Annotated in this window: 14 protein-coding genes; 10 read left to right on the plus strand and 4 right to left on the minus strand. The window is 47.2% G+C overall.

What is annotated here, in order from left to right; genetic code table 11:
* The first annotated feature begins 158 nt into the window (after positions 1-158).
* From LG384_RS12020 to LG384_RS12030, 3 genes are read left to right on the plus strand one after another with little or no spacing between them, the layout of a single operon-like run.
* Entirely contained in the window at positions 159-521 is a 363-nt protein-coding gene (locus LG384_RS12020; RefSeq protein ID WP_225760957.1) for a GtrA family protein, read from the plus strand.
* Positions 518-1438, plus strand: a complete 921-nt coding sequence (locus tag LG384_RS12025; protein WP_225760958.1) for a glycosyltransferase family 2 protein — start codon at positions 518-520, stop codon at positions 1436-1438. Before LG384_RS12020 ends, LG384_RS12025 begins: the two co-directional genes overlap by 4 nt.
* Positions 1435-3249, plus strand: coding sequence for a hypothetical protein (locus tag LG384_RS12030; RefSeq protein WP_225760959.1), 1815 nt, complete (start codon positions 1435-1437; stop codon positions 3247-3249). Before LG384_RS12025 ends, LG384_RS12030 begins: the two co-directional genes overlap by 4 nt.
* A gap of 570 nt (positions 3250-3819) precedes the next feature.
* Here LG384_RS12030 and pspD read toward each other — a convergent pair.
* Genes pspD through pspA form a run of 4 tightly spaced genes read right to left on the minus strand, consistent with a single transcriptional unit; the run spans position 3820 to position 5359 of the window.
* Positions 3820-4044, minus strand: a complete 225-nt coding sequence (gene pspD, locus LG384_RS12035; protein WP_045443419.1) for a phage shock protein PspD — start codon at positions 4042-4044, stop codon at positions 3820-3822.
* An 8-nt stretch (positions 4045-4052) separates the two neighbouring features.
* Complete coding sequence (gene pspC, locus LG384_RS12040) at positions 4053-4412, minus strand: envelope stress response membrane protein PspC (protein ID WP_136345572.1); 360 nt, start codon at positions 4410-4412, stop codon at positions 4053-4055.
* Positions 4412-4636, minus strand: a complete 225-nt coding sequence (pspB, locus tag LG384_RS12045) for an envelope stress response membrane protein PspB (RefSeq protein ID WP_045443425.1) — start codon at positions 4634-4636, stop codon at positions 4412-4414. Before pspB ends, pspC begins: the two co-directional genes overlap by 1 nt.
* Positions 4637-4690: 54 nt before the next feature.
* Complete coding sequence (gene pspA, locus LG384_RS12050; RefSeq protein ID WP_045443428.1) at positions 4691-5359, minus strand: phage shock protein PspA; 669 nt, start codon at positions 5357-5359, stop codon at positions 4691-4693.
* A gap of 155 nt (positions 5360-5514) precedes the next feature.
* Here pspA and pspF point away from each other — a divergent pair, with 155 nt between their 5' ends.
* The 7 genes from pspF (at position 5515) to sapD (ending at position 15352) form a co-directional block, all read left to right on the plus strand.
* A complete protein-coding gene (pspF, locus tag LG384_RS12055; protein ID WP_225760960.1) occupies positions 5515-6504 on the plus strand; it encodes a phage shock protein operon transcriptional activator in 990 nt (329 codons plus the stop codon).
* A 297-nt stretch (positions 6505-6801) separates the two neighbouring features.
* Positions 6802-9930 (plus strand): efflux RND transporter permease subunit, encoded by a 3129-nt coding sequence (locus tag LG384_RS12060; RefSeq protein ID WP_225760961.1) that lies wholly within the window; start codon positions 6802-6804, stop codon positions 9928-9930.
* Positions 9931-9936: 6 nt separating this feature from the next.
* Positions 9937-10557 (plus strand): TetR/AcrR family transcriptional regulator, encoded by a 621-nt coding sequence (locus LG384_RS12065; protein WP_045443435.1) that lies wholly within the window; start codon positions 9937-9939, stop codon positions 10555-10557.
* A 320-nt stretch (positions 10558-10877) separates the two neighbouring features.
* Positions 10878-12521, plus strand: a complete 1644-nt coding sequence (sapA, locus tag LG384_RS12070; protein ID WP_045443438.1) for an ABC transporter substrate-binding protein SapA — start codon at positions 10878-10880, stop codon at positions 12519-12521.
* Positions 12518-13483: a peptide ABC transporter permease SapB gene (gene sapB, locus LG384_RS12075; RefSeq protein WP_045443441.1), complete on the plus strand. Its 966-nt coding sequence runs from the start codon at positions 12518-12520 to the stop codon at positions 13481-13483. Before sapA ends, sapB begins: the two co-directional genes overlap by 4 nt.
* Positions 13470-14360, plus strand: a complete 891-nt coding sequence (gene sapC, locus LG384_RS12080) for a peptide ABC transporter permease SapC (protein ID WP_048221390.1) — start codon at positions 13470-13472, stop codon at positions 14358-14360. Before sapB ends, sapC begins: the two co-directional genes overlap by 14 nt.
* Positions 14360-15352 (plus strand): peptide ABC transporter ATP-binding protein SapD, encoded by a 993-nt coding sequence (gene sapD, locus LG384_RS12085; protein WP_045443447.1) that lies wholly within the window; start codon positions 14360-14362, stop codon positions 15350-15352. The genes sapC and sapD overlap by 1 nt, the downstream gene beginning before the upstream one ends.
* Position 15353 lies beyond the last annotated feature (1 nt).

Below are 15353 nucleotides of genomic sequence, written 5' to 3' on the forward strand. Positions count from 1 at the left end.
CTGTATATAAAAACAGTATATTTTTGAAAGTGACATAAAACTAACCTATAAAAACCTTAGAGTATCCTACATTTACCTCATCAGAACTTTCTTAAGGGTCGATCATCTCAGTAGCTAATGGTAAACTCCTTCCTTTTCAGAATTGACTGATTTCTATAATGTTAAAGCTATTTAGTCGATATGTTTCTATAGGCGTGTTGAATACCGCCATCCATTGGCTATGTTTTGCCATCACGTTCAATTTACTTGGTTTTAATCAGGCAATGTCGAACCTTGTTGCCTTCTGCCTTGCTGTGACGTTCAGTTTTTTTGTTAATGCCAAATGGACGTTCAAATCAAAAGCTACAAAAGGTCGATATGTAGCCTTCGTAGTCTTTATGGGAGGAATGGCCGCACTTACCGGTTATGTTGCAGACCTTCTTCACGCCCCGGCTACCGTCACCCTCATTGTCTTCTCAGGGTTTAGCCTGGTTGCAGGGTTCATTTATTCTAAGTTCATTGTCTTTAGAGATGAGAAATGAAAATTTCTTTGGTTGTTCCGGTCTTCAATGAGGAAGACACAATACCAATTTTCTATAAAACGGTTCGCGAATGTAAAGAGTTAAAACCGTATGAAGTGGAAATTGTATTCATCAATGATGGTAGCAAAGATGCCACTGAGTCAATTATCAATGCTCTTGCTGTGTCTGATCCACTGGTAATGCCGTTATCATTCACCCGCAATTTTGGTAAAGAGCCTGCGTTGTTCGCCGGGCTGGACCATGCAACAGGGGATGCAGTAATTCCGATTGACGTCGACTTACAAGATCCGATTCATGTGATCCCCAAACTAATTGAGAAGTGGAAATCCGGCGCAGACATGGTGCTGGCCAAGCGTTCGGATCGTACAAGCGATGGACATATGAAACGTAAGACAGCTGAGTGGTTTTATAAGCTGCACAACAAAATAAGCATCCCAAAAATAGAAGAAAATGTTGGTGATTTCCGGTTAATGAGCCGAGATGTTGTCGAAAATATCAAGCAAATGCCTGAACGCAATCTATTTATGAAAGGAGTACTCAGTTGGGTAGGTGGAAAAACTGATGTCATTGAATATGTCCGCGCCGAACGCGTAGCTGGTGATTCAAAATTCAACGGTTGGAAACTGTGGAATCTGGCGATTGAGGGGATTACTAGTTTTTCAACATTTCCATTGCGCATGTGGAGCTATATCGGTCTTATTGTTGCTGGTTTAGCATTTATATATGGTGCATGGATGATTATAGATACTTTGGCCTTCGGTAACCCGGTGCACGGTTACCCTTCCCTTCTAGTTTCGATACTGTTCCTGGGTGGAGTACAGTTGATAGGTATTGGAGTGTTGGGAGAATATATAGGTAGAATTTACATTGAAACAAAAAAACGACCAAAATACTTATTGAAAGGCATGAAAAAATGACGAAAAAAGGATTATCGCTAACACTATTGTTTATAATATCGTCATATTTATACATGGCTTTTAGCCATAAATTTGCACCTAGCTCTGATAGTATGAGCGGAATTCTTGAGGCTGTTGATATAGCCGATGGCAATATAACACTGAAAGGCTGGTACCTTTCTACGGTAAGCTTTTATTTTACCGACCTTGTTTGGTTTGCCATTGCAATTAAAATATTCGGATATGTTTCATGGATAACTTACGTAATACCAGGGATGATGGCCGGTGCTCTTATAACAGCATGTTATGCTTTGAGTATAAACACCGGGTCCAAAAACACTTGGCCTCTTTTCCTGTTTATGGCCATACCTGGAACTATGGTAAGCTACATGCTTTCCGTAGCAATAATTCATGTACCTACTTATCTTTATATTGTCCTGTTGTATATTCTTATAGAGTCATATTGTAAAACTCAGAGTATATCGTATATTTACTTTACAATAATTCTATCGTCACTCACCATCTTTAGTGATGATATAACAATGTACTTATTTTTCATACCAGTAGCATTATCGTGTATCTTATCTAAGGGAAATTCAAAAAATAGAATTTTAATATTCTTATCTCTTATAGTATCATATATTTTATACAAAGTTATGTTAACCATAACCAACTCACCGGAGTTTTTTTTCTTACCCGGAATGCCGAGCCCTGCATTTGTTTCATATGAAAAACTTGGATTTAACCTCTCCCTATTATTTAAAGGATTATTAATCCTGTTCAATGCTGATTTTTTAGGGAAGCAAATATCTTCTCTTGATGGAATTTATTCGTCCATAAAATTCGTATCGGCGTTATTTTTTTTCTTCCTGATTTATAAAGCAGCATCAAGATCTAAGAATTTTTCGCTAATTGACATTTCTCTTTTAGTATCATCTTTGATAATGATACCAGCTTATACCATGAGTGATAAGCCAGTTGATGAGGGAACGACAAGGTACCTCGTGCCAGTAATAATCTTTGGTTCAATCTTCATTTGCAGAAATCTAAGAATTAACACTAAACTTAATTCCGCACTTTTACTTTTCACTGTAATAATATCATCATGCTCACTTATATTTATAAACAAACCAGATCTTGGCCTTGATTTTAATAGAAGTGGTTCTAAGTATCACATCATATCTGATTTTTTGACTGCCAATAATCTTAATAGTGGCTATGCAACCTTTTGGTATTCTGCATCTATTAGCTCAACAAAGACATTCAATATTGGACCTGTGAACATTGATACTAAAATGAAAACTATAGAACCAGTTTTTTGGCTATCAAAAACCTCTAATTTTAACAATGGAAATAAATTCTTTATAGTTGAAAATGAAGAGCAGCAATCAGTTGTTGAAGGGATATATGGAAAACCTGAATCTATACACAAATTAGTTGATGTCATAATAATTATTTACAATGACCCGATCAATCTTAATACTGGTGATATCTTTGCTAACACAGAAAATGTTCTTAGCGAATTTAAAGTTGGAGACAATGGTAAAATTTGCAATAATGGTAAAGGCGGATCAATTGCATTTGGTCCATATAAGGATATAGGTCGTGGTAAGTACTATCTAAAAGTTACATCTTCAGGGGACGACTTCATTGTCGGAGTTTCTTCACACCTAACTGGGAAAAGAGTCGTCCCTTCTAAAATCAGCTCTACAAATGGTCTATTTTATTTTGATCTGAAGGATGATTTCCCTTCTGGTGAAATAGTCATAACCGCACATGAAGGTTCAAATACTTGCTTCAAATCATATGAGTTTGAAAGAGTAAGTAATTAATAATATCGGCCGCTAAGTCAGAATATGATTAGCGGCCGATAATTATCGGATAGCTAGTTTTAACCTACATTCCCGATGTCCCAAGAGCAGTTGTATTCATGAAACTTGCTGTGGGCGTTTTTTTTAATTAAATGAACCTCGTTTTGTTGAGTGTATTGCTATTCTTATTCACCTCTACTCGATATTGTATTTTAAACTGATAGTTTAAAACTGACGAATATTTATCATACAACTGCTGTGAAAATCGTCACCATTCTAGATCAACTTGCGGGGGCAGGTTACTGCAATAAAATTCACTCCTTTCCCTCCCAGTGGAATTGATGCGTCCACGCGCACGTAGGAAGAACAGAGCTGGCATTTACTATTTGAGTTGATTAATGGCAAGACTTACTAACGCAATATTATTGCTGACACATAAATTCAGACGAAAATAAACTGTCAATCAGCAGAGGTGAGCTTGAGGGGGAAAATGATTTTGGCAGCCCAAAAATCGTATTTGTGAGCTGCCGCAAATTAACAGGAAAAATGTTATCTATATGTTATTTCAAATAGCGTCATTCGGATGTCGGGCTAATTCCCGGAATAACGTTTGGATAATTTTACCGCCACGCGGCTCAATAAAGGTTCCAGAATCAACGCCAGCGCCATTTTCAGCGGACGTCGAGCAACGGACTTCACTGCCCAACCGGCAACGCCTGCAGGACCATAGCGGAGCGCGGTAAGAAGTACCAGCTTGCCTGCTAATTTAAAACCAGGCTTCACCCTTTGCCCGGCACGCTGCCAGCGATTGTTCATCTCAATCCTCACAATTGGCGAAAGCGGCTGCGCAATGTGAACGTATCTGAAGTCACATAACGCTCCATTTCGCGTAAACGATTTTCACTTGCGGTCAGTTCACGATCGACGGCATCAAGCAGTTCGCCGCTCGAGGGCTGTTGTTCGCCGAAAGCGACATTGTCTGGCATTGGATCCAGAACGAAAGTCAGCACGATATAAGCCACTATGGTAAAAAAGGCCAGACCAAAAAAAATCGACAAAACAACCAGGATTCGCACCAGCTTCACCGGAACATCAAGATACTGTGCGATACCGGCACAGACCCCACGAACCATACCTTGCTGTGGAATACGCCACAGTTTTTTGTTCAGGTTAACGCCCCCCATTAGCGGTCCCTCCAGTTAGGATGTTCTGCATCAAGGATGTCTTCCAGCGTCTGAATACGTTCACGCATGCGCTGTGCATCATTACTCAATTCCACCAGGCGCTGCTGTTCGCTTTGCGATAACTCGCCACGACTGGAACGGTTGCTGTAATGCAGCCACAACCAAATCGGTAAAACAAACAGCACAAAGATGGTTAGCGGTATGGCCAGAAATAGCGCGCTCATGTGTACTCCTTACAGGTGATGAGCGGCGGCGCGCTCTGGCGCCGCCAGATGTTATTATTGCTTGTCTTGCTGCATTTTGGCTTTCAACTGCGCCAGTTGCTCGCTGATTTCATCATCTGCTTTCAAATCAGCAAATTGCTGATCGAGAGATTTTTGCTTACCAAAGTTATGGCTTTCAGCTTCGGCTTCCATCTGATCGATGCGGCGTTCAAAAGATTCAAAGCGCGCCATCGCTTCATCCAGCTTACCGCTGTCCAGCTGACGACGAACGTCGCGGGAGGAGCTTGCAGCCTGATGACGCAGCGTCAGCGCCTGCTGACGAGCACGGGTTTCGCTGAGTTTATTTTCCAGCTCGCCAATCTCTTTTTTCATACGTGCCAGCGTGTCATCAACCAGCGTCACTTCATGTTCCAGAGTGGTAATCAAATCAGTTAACTTCTGCTTTTCAATTAAAGCAGAACGCGCCAGGTCTTCTTTCTCTTTGCGCAGCGCCAGCTCCGCTTTTTCCTGCCACTCCGCCTGTTGCGCGGTGGCCAGTTCAATACGGCGAGATAACTGTTTCTTTTCTGCCAGTGCGCGCGCTGAATTCGAGCGAACTTCCACCAGCGTATCTTCCATTTCCTGGATCATTAACCGCACCAGCTTCTGCGGATCTTCAGCTTTTTCCAGCAACGCATTAATGTTGGCGTTCACGATGTCGGCAAAACGAGAAAAAATACCCATAATGTAATCCTCACTTACTGTTCTGATATCGGGCAATGCCCTGCTGATGCTCTAATGCAGCTTGCATGCCAACTTTTTAATTATTTGATTATAAAGAAAATAGTAAATTTTACCTGTTCATGAAATTAGGTTACATTGGTGAATAACACTAACAAATGGTGAATTTCATCATGGCAGGATACAAAGATAACCTTCTTGGCGAAGCTAACAGCTTCATTGAAGTACTGGAGCAGGTTTCTCAACTGGCCCCACTGGATAAACCGGTTTTGGTTATCGGTGAGCGTGGCACAGGGAAAGAGCTGATCGCCAACCGCCTGCACTATCTCTCCTCGCGCTGGCAGGGACCGTTTATTTCCCTGAACTGCGCGGCGCTTAATGAAAACCTACTCGACTCAGAACTGTTTGGCCACGAAGCGGGAGCCTTTACCGGAGCACAAAAACGCCATCCTGGCCGATTCGAGCGCGCTGATGGCGGGACGCTGTTTCTCGATGAACTGGCAACCGCCCCGATGCTGGTACAGGAAAAACTCCTGCGTGTGATTGAGTATGGGGAACTCGAACGCGTTGGCGGCAGCCAGCCGTTGCAGGTTAACGTACGACTGGTATGCGCAACAAATGCCGATCTGCCACGGATGGTCAGCGAAGGCACTTTTCGCGCGGACCTGCTGGACAGGCTGGCTTTCGATGTAGTGCAGCTCCCTCCCTTACGTGAACGTCAAAGCGACATCATGTTAATGGCCGAGCACTTCGCTATTCAGATGTGTCGTGAAATCGGGTTACCACTGTTTCCAGGATTTAGCGCTCAGGCCAGAGAGACCCTGCTACACTACCGTTGGCCTGGTAATATACGGGAACTGAAGAATGTCGTTGAGCGATCGGTTTACCGACACAGTACCAGTGATTATCCTCTGGATGAGATTGTGATTGACCCTTTCAAACGCCCCGCCCCCGAAATCCAGCAGTCGGAAACCTCACCAGTTCTGGCACCATTACCTCTCGATCTGCGCGAATTCCAACAGCAACAGGAGAAACAATTTCTGCAAACCAGTCTTGAGCAGGCCAGATTTAATCAGAAAAAAGCGGCTGGATTGCTCGGACTGACCTACCACCAACTGCGCGCACTGCTTAAAAAACATCAGCTTTAGCAAAAGCTGTCGCCCGAACTGCTCATCAAGCGTAGCGACTTTGGGGTGGCGCTTCGTAATAAGCAGCATTCATCTGTTGGGCGCTGCTCGTGCAAACCAGCAGCGTGCCAGAAATCAACCAACAACAGAGATTATTTTTATTAAAAAATAGCTCTCTGTTACATACTGATTTTAAAGATATTTACTTAAATTCTTTGTTACCTGTCACTTACAAAGCTATGTCTTTGATGATTATTATTTGTCCAAATCATTTATTTACATTACTGTAAAGTAAATAAACAGTTTGTGGAGCGACATATGCTGGCCAGATTTTTTGTTGATAGACCGGTCTTCGCTGCGGTAATGGCCATTTGCATTATGTCGGCTGGCTTGCTCTCACTGTTCACACAATCGGTAGAGCAGTATCCTGATATCGCGCCCCCTGGGGTCACTATCACCGCAAACTATCCGGGCGCTTCAGCTGAAACAGTTGAAGACAGTGTGACTCAGGTGATTGAGCAGCAAATTAAAGGGATCGATGGTCTTCTCTACTTCTCTTCCACCAGCAGTTCAGCCGGGCAGGCCCGAATAAGCCTGAGTTTTGCACAGGAGACCGATCCCGATATTGCCCAGGTCCAGGTCCAGAATGCTGTCAATCAGGCAATTACGCGTCTTCCCCAGGAAGTTCAGCAACAAGGGATCACCGTTACAAAGTCTCAAGGGGACAGTCTGATGGTTGTGGCGCTCTATGACCCTTCCCGACAGCTTAGTAATATCGATATCAATGACTTTCTGATCAGTAATCTGCAGGATCCTCTAAGCCGGGTCGATGGCGTCGGGGAAACCACGGTGTTTGGCGCGCAATACGCGATGAGAGTATGGCTGGATCCTTATAAGTTAAATAGCTTCGGATTCATGCCTTCTGATGTACAGAGTGCAATTGAAGCGCAAAATGCCCAGGTGACGAGTGGCGAAATTGGTTCCCAGCCAGCCCCTGCGGATCAGTATCTGAACGCAACCGTCACCGTACAGTCTCGCCTTGAAACACCAAAACAATTTGAGAATATCCTCCTTCGTACCAATAGCGATGGTTCCGCAGTTTATTTACGGGATGTGGCAAGAGTTGAGATCGGCGCAGAAAACTATCAAAACCTGACCACGCTCAACGGTTATCCGGCGGCCGGGATATCTATCCAGTTGGCGTCAGGAGCGAATGCATTAACAACGGCTGAAAATGTACGCGCTGAAATAGAGCGCCTGACTCCGCAGTTCCCTCAGGGGGTGATTGCAGCTTATCCCAAGGACAGCACACCATTTGTACTCGTATCGATTGAAGGTGTTATTCATACCCTTCTGGAAGCCATTCTGTTAGTTGTGGTTGTCATGTTCCTGTTTTTACAAAACTGGCGGGCAACACTGATCCCGGCAATCACCGTTCCCGTTGTTATGCTGGGGACTTTCGGAATATTGAGTCTGTTGGGGTACAACATCAATACACTCACGCTTTTTGCCATGGTGTTGGCTATCGGGCTTCTGGTAGACGATACCATTGTGGTGGTCGAAAACGTGGAGCGCATTATGGCATCACAAAAATGCCCCCCCGTAGAAGCGACATTACGTTCGATGAGCGAAATCACCAGCGCTCTGGTAGGTATTGCGTTGGTGCTTTCTGCGGTGTTCATACCGATGGCTTTTTTAGGCGGCTCTGTTGGCATTATTTACCGACAATTTACCGTGACGATTGTGTCTTCAATGATTTTATCCGCTCTGGTTGCGCTAACACTGACTCCGTCACTTTGCGCTCATCTGCTTAAACCCGTCCCTCACCAGCAAGGTCGATTTTTTACTTCGCTGAACCGTGGAATTGACAAAGGCCAGAGCGCCTACCTCAGCCTCTTGCAGCGAAGCATATCCCGCCCGGTACGCCTGTATATCCTCGCAGTAATCCTGGTTTTATTAACTATTGGGACTTACCTGAAACTCCCGACCAGTTTTCTGCCGGAAGAAGATCAGGGTTCGGTAATGATTCAATTTGCTCTCCCTGTCGGCTCTCCAATCACACAGACTCAGGCTGTCGGTGATGAAATAAGCCAATATTTTCTCAGGGAGGAAAAGGAAAACCTGAATGTCATCTTTATGGTCACAGGACGCAATAACGCCGGAAGTGGACAAAATGTTGGTATGGCTTTCGCTGAGCTAAAACACTGGGACAAACGCAGTGGTAAACAAAACAGCGCACAATCCATCATCTCACGTGCTAACCAGTATTTTAAAAGCCACCTGCTGGCATCCATTAACGTAACGGCACCGCCAACGGTACGTGGACTCGGCCAGTCGAGCGGTTTTGAAGTCTGGTTACAGGATCAGGAAGCTAACGGTTATGACGCGCTGCTAAGCACTCAACGGCAGGTCCTGAATCTTGCAGCAGATGACGCAAATCTTTCGGCTGTCAGGATCAACAGCCTTGACGAAAAAGCCCAGCTCAGGGTCGATATCGACAGACATAAAGCGCAGGTTCAGGGACTAGAGCAAGCAGACATCAATAGTACATTATCCGCCGCATGGGGAGGTGTTTATGTTAATGATTTTATTGACCGGGGACGGGTCAAGCGGGTGTACATGCAAAGTGATGCTGACTGGCGTACTTCGCCAGAGGATATTTCCGCCTGGCACGTACGGGGGGATAACGATTTAATGGCATCTTTTAGCAGCTTTAGTACCCTGCAATGGACCACGGGTCCCCAGATGCTGCAACGCTTTAATGGACTTTCTTCCGTCCAGTTTCAGGGTAATGCAACTGAGGGGGGAAGTTCAGGCTCCGCAATGGACGCGATTGAGGATGTTATACAGAAGTTTGATGGTTTTGGACTCCAATGGAGCGGCCTGTCATATCAAGAACAATTGTCCTCAGGACAAGCCCAGTGGATCTACCTCGCGACCTGTGCCTTTATCTTCCTGTGCCTTGCTGCGCTGTATGAAAGCTGGGCCATCCCACTGGCTGTATTATTAATCATCCCACTCGCCATTTCTGGTGCCGTCTTCGCTACCTGGATCACCGGCTTAACCAATGACATCTATTTTCAGGTTGGCATGCTCACAACCATGGGATTATCCGCCAAGAATGCAATTCTGATCGTTGAATTCGCACAGTCACAGTATCAGAGCGGCAAAGAGGTTGTCACAGCAACACTGGAAGGAGCGAGTTTACGCTTACGACCTATTTTGATGACATCATTGGCATTTGTTGCCGGGGTAATTCCTCTGGTACTCTCCACAGGAGCTGGGGCATCAAGCCGCCTGGAGATTGGCGTCGCCGTTATTGGCGGTATGCTTTCCGGAACATTATTAACCTTACTCTTTGTTCCACTCTTTTTTATTGCTATCCGCAGGGGCATTGAAAGAATGGCTAATCCCCCGGTACTGGTCGAGAGTGAAAAGGAAACGTAACAGTAAATGACTAAACCACAAGGTCGCCCGATGAAAGCCCGTCCTCGCATTCTTGAGGCTGCGCGTGATATTTTCCTCGAGCACGGCATGGATGTTTCGCTTCAAATTATTGCGGAAAAGGCCAATACAACCAGAACAACGCTTTACAGTCACTTTCCGGGAGGAAAGGATCAGCTACTGGTTGAAACCTTTGCTTTTCTGAACGATAAGCTTCAGCCGTCTCTGCAGCAGTTGCTTGACGATAAACAGCATAATTTACCGGAGCTGCTTCTTGGGATCGCCAGGATGATACAAGCCTATTTTTTCTCACCGGCCAATATTCATTTTCAACGACTGCTCATTCAGGTGCTGGTTCAGCGCCCTGAAATCTTTTCCAGCCTTGCGCAGCGCCCTACTGGCCGGATTCGCGATACGCTAGCCCAGGTTCTGGCTCAGTTTCAGACCGAAGGTAAAATTCAACTGGATGATCCCAATCTGCAAGCAACAGCTTTTCTTGGGGCCATTATGGGCTACGCCCTCCCCGCTGCACTTATTGACCAGGCTCCGGTAGATCCGGTGTGGTTGGATAAGCTGGCATTATCCGCTGTGGAGACTTTTCTCAGAGCGTGGCGATTCAATCGTGCGTAAAGAATAAGAACAAAGCAGTTCTGGCGTCACAATTCGGTTGCCGCCTGTTCACTCCCTATTCCCCTCTTGTCATAACCGTTGGCAAAACGCAGACCAGTTCTGTTAAGGCGTATCCTCGTTTATTGCGAGTCAGATAGGGCATGAAAATGCTAAGATAGTTCATGAGGTATATTCAAAGTGGAAAGCTGGTATGAATGTTGACCAGGTCGCGATGTTGAATTCGTGATTACCACCACTACTACCCCCAAACACAAACGGTAATGGCAAATGTCATTAAATATTAGTAAGATAGCTTCTTTATATATAATCCATTAAAAATTATGCGCCTGGTTTTATCATCTCTGATCGTGATGGCTGGACTTCTGAGTGGTCAGGCAGTTGCTGCGCCTGAGCAGACCACGCACGCTGATATTCGTGACAGCGGCTTTGTCTATTGCGTCAGCGGGCAGGTCAACACATTCAACCCACAAAAAGCCAGCAGTGGTCTGATTGTCGACACGCTGGCCGCCCAGCTCTATGACCGGCTGCTTGATGTGGATCCTTACACTTATCGACTGGTTCCTGAACTGGCAGAGAGCTGGGAAGTGCTGGACAACGGTGCAACCTACCGTTTCCATCTGCGCCGAGACGTACCGTTTCAAAAGACGGCCTGGTTTACCCCAACACGTAAGCTAAATGCGGACGATGTGGTATTTACCTTCGAGCGAATCTTTGATCGCCAGAACCCATGGCATAACGTAAATGGCAGTAGCTTCCCCTACTTCGACAGCCTCCAGTTTGCCGATAACGTACAAAGTGTGCGTAAGCTGGACAACAACACCGTCGAATTTCGTCTGACCCAACCCGACGCTTCTTTCCTGTGGCACCTGGCAACGCACTACGCCTCCGTCATGTCAGCTGAATACGCCTCAACGCTGGCAAAACAGGATCGCCAGGAATTACTGGACAGGCAGCCTGTCGGCACCGGGCCGTTCCAGCTTTCAGAAAATCGCGCCGGGCAATATATTCGTCTGCAACGTCACGACAATTTCTGGCGCGGTAAGCCTTTAATGCCGCAGGTGGTCGTTGATCTCGGCTCGGGTGGCACGGGGCGTTTATCAAAACTGCTCACCGGAGAGTGCGATGTTCTGGCCTGGCCTGCCGCCAGCCAGCTCAGTATTTTACGTGATGACCCGCGTCTGCGTCTGACGCTGCGACCGGGAATGAACATTGCCTATCTGGCGTTTAATACGGACAAACCTCCACTGAATAATCCTGCCGTTCGTCATGCGCTGGCACTGGCGATCAACAACCAACGTCTGATGCAGTCGATCTACTACGGTACGGCGGAAACAGCGGCATCTATTTTACCTCGCGCCTCGTGGGCTTATGACAACGAAGCTAAAATTACAGAATACAACCCGGCAAAATCTCGCGAACAGCTTAAAGCGCTGGGGCTGGAGAACTTAACGTTACAACTTTGGGTACCCACCAGCTCTCAGGCCTGGAACCCGAGTCCATTGAAAACCGCAGAATTGATCCAGGCAGACATGGCGCAGGTTGGCGTAAAAGTGGTAATCGTCCCGGTAGAAGGTCGTTTTCAGGAGGCGCGATTAATGGATATGAACCATGATCTGACGTTGTCCGGCTGGGCGACAGACAGTAACGATCCTGACAGTTTTTTCCGACCGCTACTGAGCTGCGCCGCCATTAACTCGCAGACCAACTTTGCCCATTGGTGTGACCCGGAGTTTGATAACGTTCTGCGCAAGGCGCTGTCTTCACAGCAGCTCGCCTCACGCATTGACGCCTATGACGAAGCACAAAATATTCTGGCAAAAGAGCTCCCGATTCTGCCACTGGCATCTTCACTACGCCTGCAGGCCTATCGCTACGACATCAAAGGACTGGTGCTGAGTCCGTTTGGTAATGCCTCCTTTGCCGGGGTTTCCAGGGAAAAGAAAGATGAGGTGAAAAAACCATGATTATCTTCACCCTGCGGCGTTTTTTATTGCTCCTGGTAACCCTTTTCTTCCTGACATTTATCGGGTTTAGCCTGAGCTATTTTACTCCCCATGCACCTCTGCAAGGCGCATCGCTGTGGAACGCCTGGGTATTCTGGTTTAATGGCTTAATTCACTGGGATTTTGGTGTTTCCAGTATCAACGGACAGTTGATTTCAGAACAACTGAAAGAGGTATTTCCTGCCACGATGGAGTTGTGCATTCTGGCCTTTGGCTTTGCGCTGATGGTAGGGATCCCTATCGGCATGCTGGCAGGCATAACGCGTAATAAATGGCAGGATCGTTGCATCAGTGCTATTGCTCTGATGGGCTTTTCTATTCCGGTTTTTTGGCTGGCGCTACTGCTGACATTACTCTTTTCACTTACGCTCGGTTGGTTGCCGGTATCAGGCCGCTTTGATCTGCTCTACGAAGTCAAACCCGTCACAGGTTTTGCCATTATCGACGCGTGGATCTCCGATTCGCCCTGGCGTGATGAAATGGTGGTCAGTGCAATCCGACATATGGTGCTCCCCGTATTGACGCTCTCCGTCGCGCCAACAACCGAAGTCATTCGTCTAATGCGCATCAGCACTATTGAAGTTTTCGATCAGAACTACGTGAAAGCAGCAGCCACCCGCGGCCTGTCGCGGTTAACGATCCTGAGACGTCATGTGCTGCATAATGCCCTGCCGCCGGTGATCCCGCGTCTTGGTTTACAGTTTTCTACCATGCTGACTCTGGCAATGATTACTGAGATGGTCTTTAGCTGGCCAGGGCTTGGCCGCTGGCTGATTAACGCGATTCGTCAACAGGATTACGCCGCAATTTCTGCGGGCGTTATGGTGATTGGTTCTCTGGTTATTATTGTTAACGTTATCTCTGATATTTTGGGTGCCATGGCTAACCCTCTGAAACATAAGGAATGGTATGCCTTACGATAGCGTATACACCGAAAAGCGCCCGCCCGGTACGCTACGCACCGCCTGGCGCAATTTTTATGGTGATGCTCCTGCAATGGTCGGCCTGTATGGCTGCGCGGGACTGATGATACTGTGTGTTTTTGGTGGCTGGTTCGCACCTTATGGTATCGATCAGCAATTTCTGGGATACCAACTGCTGCCTCCTTCCTGGTCACGCTATGGCGAAGTGTCATTCTTCCTTGGGACTGACGATCTGGGGCGTGACGTGTTAAGCCGCCTGCTTAGCGGCGCGGCTCCTACCGTGGGTGGTGCGTTTGTCGTGACGCTCGCCGCCACGCTGTGTGGTCTGGTATTAGGAGTATTAGCCGGAGCAACGCACGGTTTACGCTCCGCCGTGCTGAACCATATTCTGGATACCCTCCTCTCTATTCCTTCGCTGCTGTTGGCGATTATTGTGGTGGCGTTTGCCGGACCGCACCTGACTCACGCGATGTTTGCTGTCTGGCTGGCGTTGTTGCCACGCATGGTACGCTCCGTCTACAGCATGGTGCACGACGAGCTGGAAAAAGAGTATGTCATCGCTGCGCGCCTGGACGGTGCCACAACGCTCAATATTTTGTGGTTTGCGATTCTGCCCAATATTACCGCCGGACTTATCACCGAAATCACTCGCGCACTGTCGATGGCGATTCTGGACATTGCCGCACTGGGCTTTCTGGATCTCGGTGCACAGCTCCCGTCGCCGGAATGGGGAGCTATGCTCGGCGACGCGCTGGAGTTGATTTACGTCGCGCCGTGGACGGTAATGCTGCCGGGGGCGGCAATTATGATCAGTGTGCTGCTGGTTAACCTGTTAGGTGACGGCGTACGTCGCGCGATTATTGCGGGGGTGGAATAATGCCATTACTGGATATCCGCAACCTGACTATTGAGTTCAGGACCGGCGACGAATGGGTGAAGGCAGTTGACCGTGTTAGCATGACGCTGAATGAAGGCGAGATCCGTGGATTGGTAGGTGAATCCGGATCGGGTAAAAGTCTCATCGCCAAAGCCATCTGCGGAGTAGCCAAAGACAACTGGCGCGTTACCGCCGACCGTATGCGCTTTGACGATATCGATCTGCTGCGTCTTTCCGCTCGTGAGCGACGTAAACTGGTCGGTCATAACGTTTCCATGATCTTTCAGGAGCCGCAATCCTGTCTCGATCCGTCTGAACGTATTGGGCGGCAACTAATGCAAAATATCCCGGCCTGGACCTATAAAGGGCGCTGGTGGCAACGTATTGGCTGGCGTAAACGCCGTGCAATTGAGCTGCTGCACCGTGTCGGGATCAAAGATCATAAAGACGCAATGCGCAGCTTCCCCTATGAGCTGACGGACGGCGAGTGCCAGAAAGTGATGATTGCAATCGCACTGGCTAACCAGCCGCGCCTGCTGATTGCCGATGAACCCACTAACGCGATGGAACCCACGACGCAGGCACAAATTTTCCGTCTGCTGACCCGGCTGAATCAAAACAGCAATACCACCATTTTACTGATCAGCCATGACCTGCAAATGCTTAGCCAGTGGGCAGACAAAATCAACGTAATGTACTGCGGACAAACGGTGGAAACCGCCCCCAGTAAAGATCTGGTGACAATTCCGCATCATCCCTATACCCAGGCGTTGATCCGTGCCATTCCTGACTTTGGTAGTCCGATGCCACACAAAAGCCGACTGAATACCATGCCGGGAGCAATTCCATTGTTAGAGCAATTGCCTATTGGTTGCCGCCTGGGACCACGTTGCCCTTATGCACAACGCGAATGTATTGAAACCCCACGACTGACCGGAGCAAAGAATCATCTCTACGCCTGTCATTTCCCGCTGAACATGGAGAGAGAGTGAG

Origin of the sequence: Citrobacter sp. Marseille-Q3906 (genome assembly GCF_916618775.1) — a bacterium.
Taxonomy (GTDB): Bacteria; Pseudomonadota; Gammaproteobacteria; order Enterobacterales; family Enterobacteriaceae; genus Citrobacter; species Citrobacter murliniae.

Excerpts from the sequence above, each read along its gene's own strand:
- pspA (WP_045443428.1), bottom strand. The coding sequence starts at position 5,359 with ATGGGTATTTTTTCTCGTTTTGCCGACATCGTGAACGCCAACATTAAT.
- pspF (WP_225760960.1), top strand. The coding sequence starts at position 5,515 with ATGGTGAATTTCATCATGGCAGGATACAAAGATAACCTTCTTGGCGAA.
- sapC (WP_048221390.1), top strand. The coding sequence starts at position 13,470 with ATGCCTTACGATAGCGTATACACCGAAAAGCGCCCGCCCGGTACGCTA.
- LG384_RS12065 (WP_045443435.1), top strand. The coding sequence starts at position 9,937 with ATGACTAAACCACAAGGTCGCCCGATGAAAGCCCGTCCTCGCATTCTT.
- LG384_RS12025 (WP_225760958.1), top strand. The coding sequence starts at position 518 with ATGAAAATTTCTTTGGTTGTTCCGGTCTTCAATGAGGAAGACACAATA.
- LG384_RS12060 (WP_225760961.1), top strand. The coding sequence starts at position 6,802 with ATGCTGGCCAGATTTTTTGTTGATAGACCGGTCTTCGCTGCGGTAATG.
- sapD (WP_045443447.1), top strand. The coding sequence starts at position 14,360 with ATGCCATTACTGGATATCCGCAACCTGACTATTGAGTTCAGGACCGGC.
- pspB (WP_045443425.1), bottom strand. The coding sequence starts at position 4,636 with ATGAGCGCGCTATTTCTGGCCATACCGCTAACCATCTTTGTGCTGTTT.
- LG384_RS12030 (WP_225760959.1), top strand. The coding sequence starts at position 1,435 with ATGACGAAAAAAGGATTATCGCTAACACTATTGTTTATAATATCGTCA.
- sapB (WP_045443441.1), top strand. The coding sequence starts at position 12,518 with ATGATTATCTTCACCCTGCGGCGTTTTTTATTGCTCCTGGTAACCCTT.
- pspC (WP_136345572.1), bottom strand. The coding sequence starts at position 4,412 with ATGGGGGGCGTTAACCTGAACAAAAAACTGTGGCGTATTCCACAGCAA.
- pspD (WP_045443419.1), bottom strand. The coding sequence starts at position 4,044 with ATGAACAATCGCTGGCAGCGTGCCGGGCAAAGGGTGAAGCCTGGTTTT.
- sapA (WP_045443438.1), top strand. The coding sequence starts at position 10,878 with ATGCGCCTGGTTTTATCATCTCTGATCGTGATGGCTGGACTTCTGAGT.
- LG384_RS12020 (WP_225760957.1), top strand. The coding sequence starts at position 159 with ATGTTAAAGCTATTTAGTCGATATGTTTCTATAGGCGTGTTGAATACC.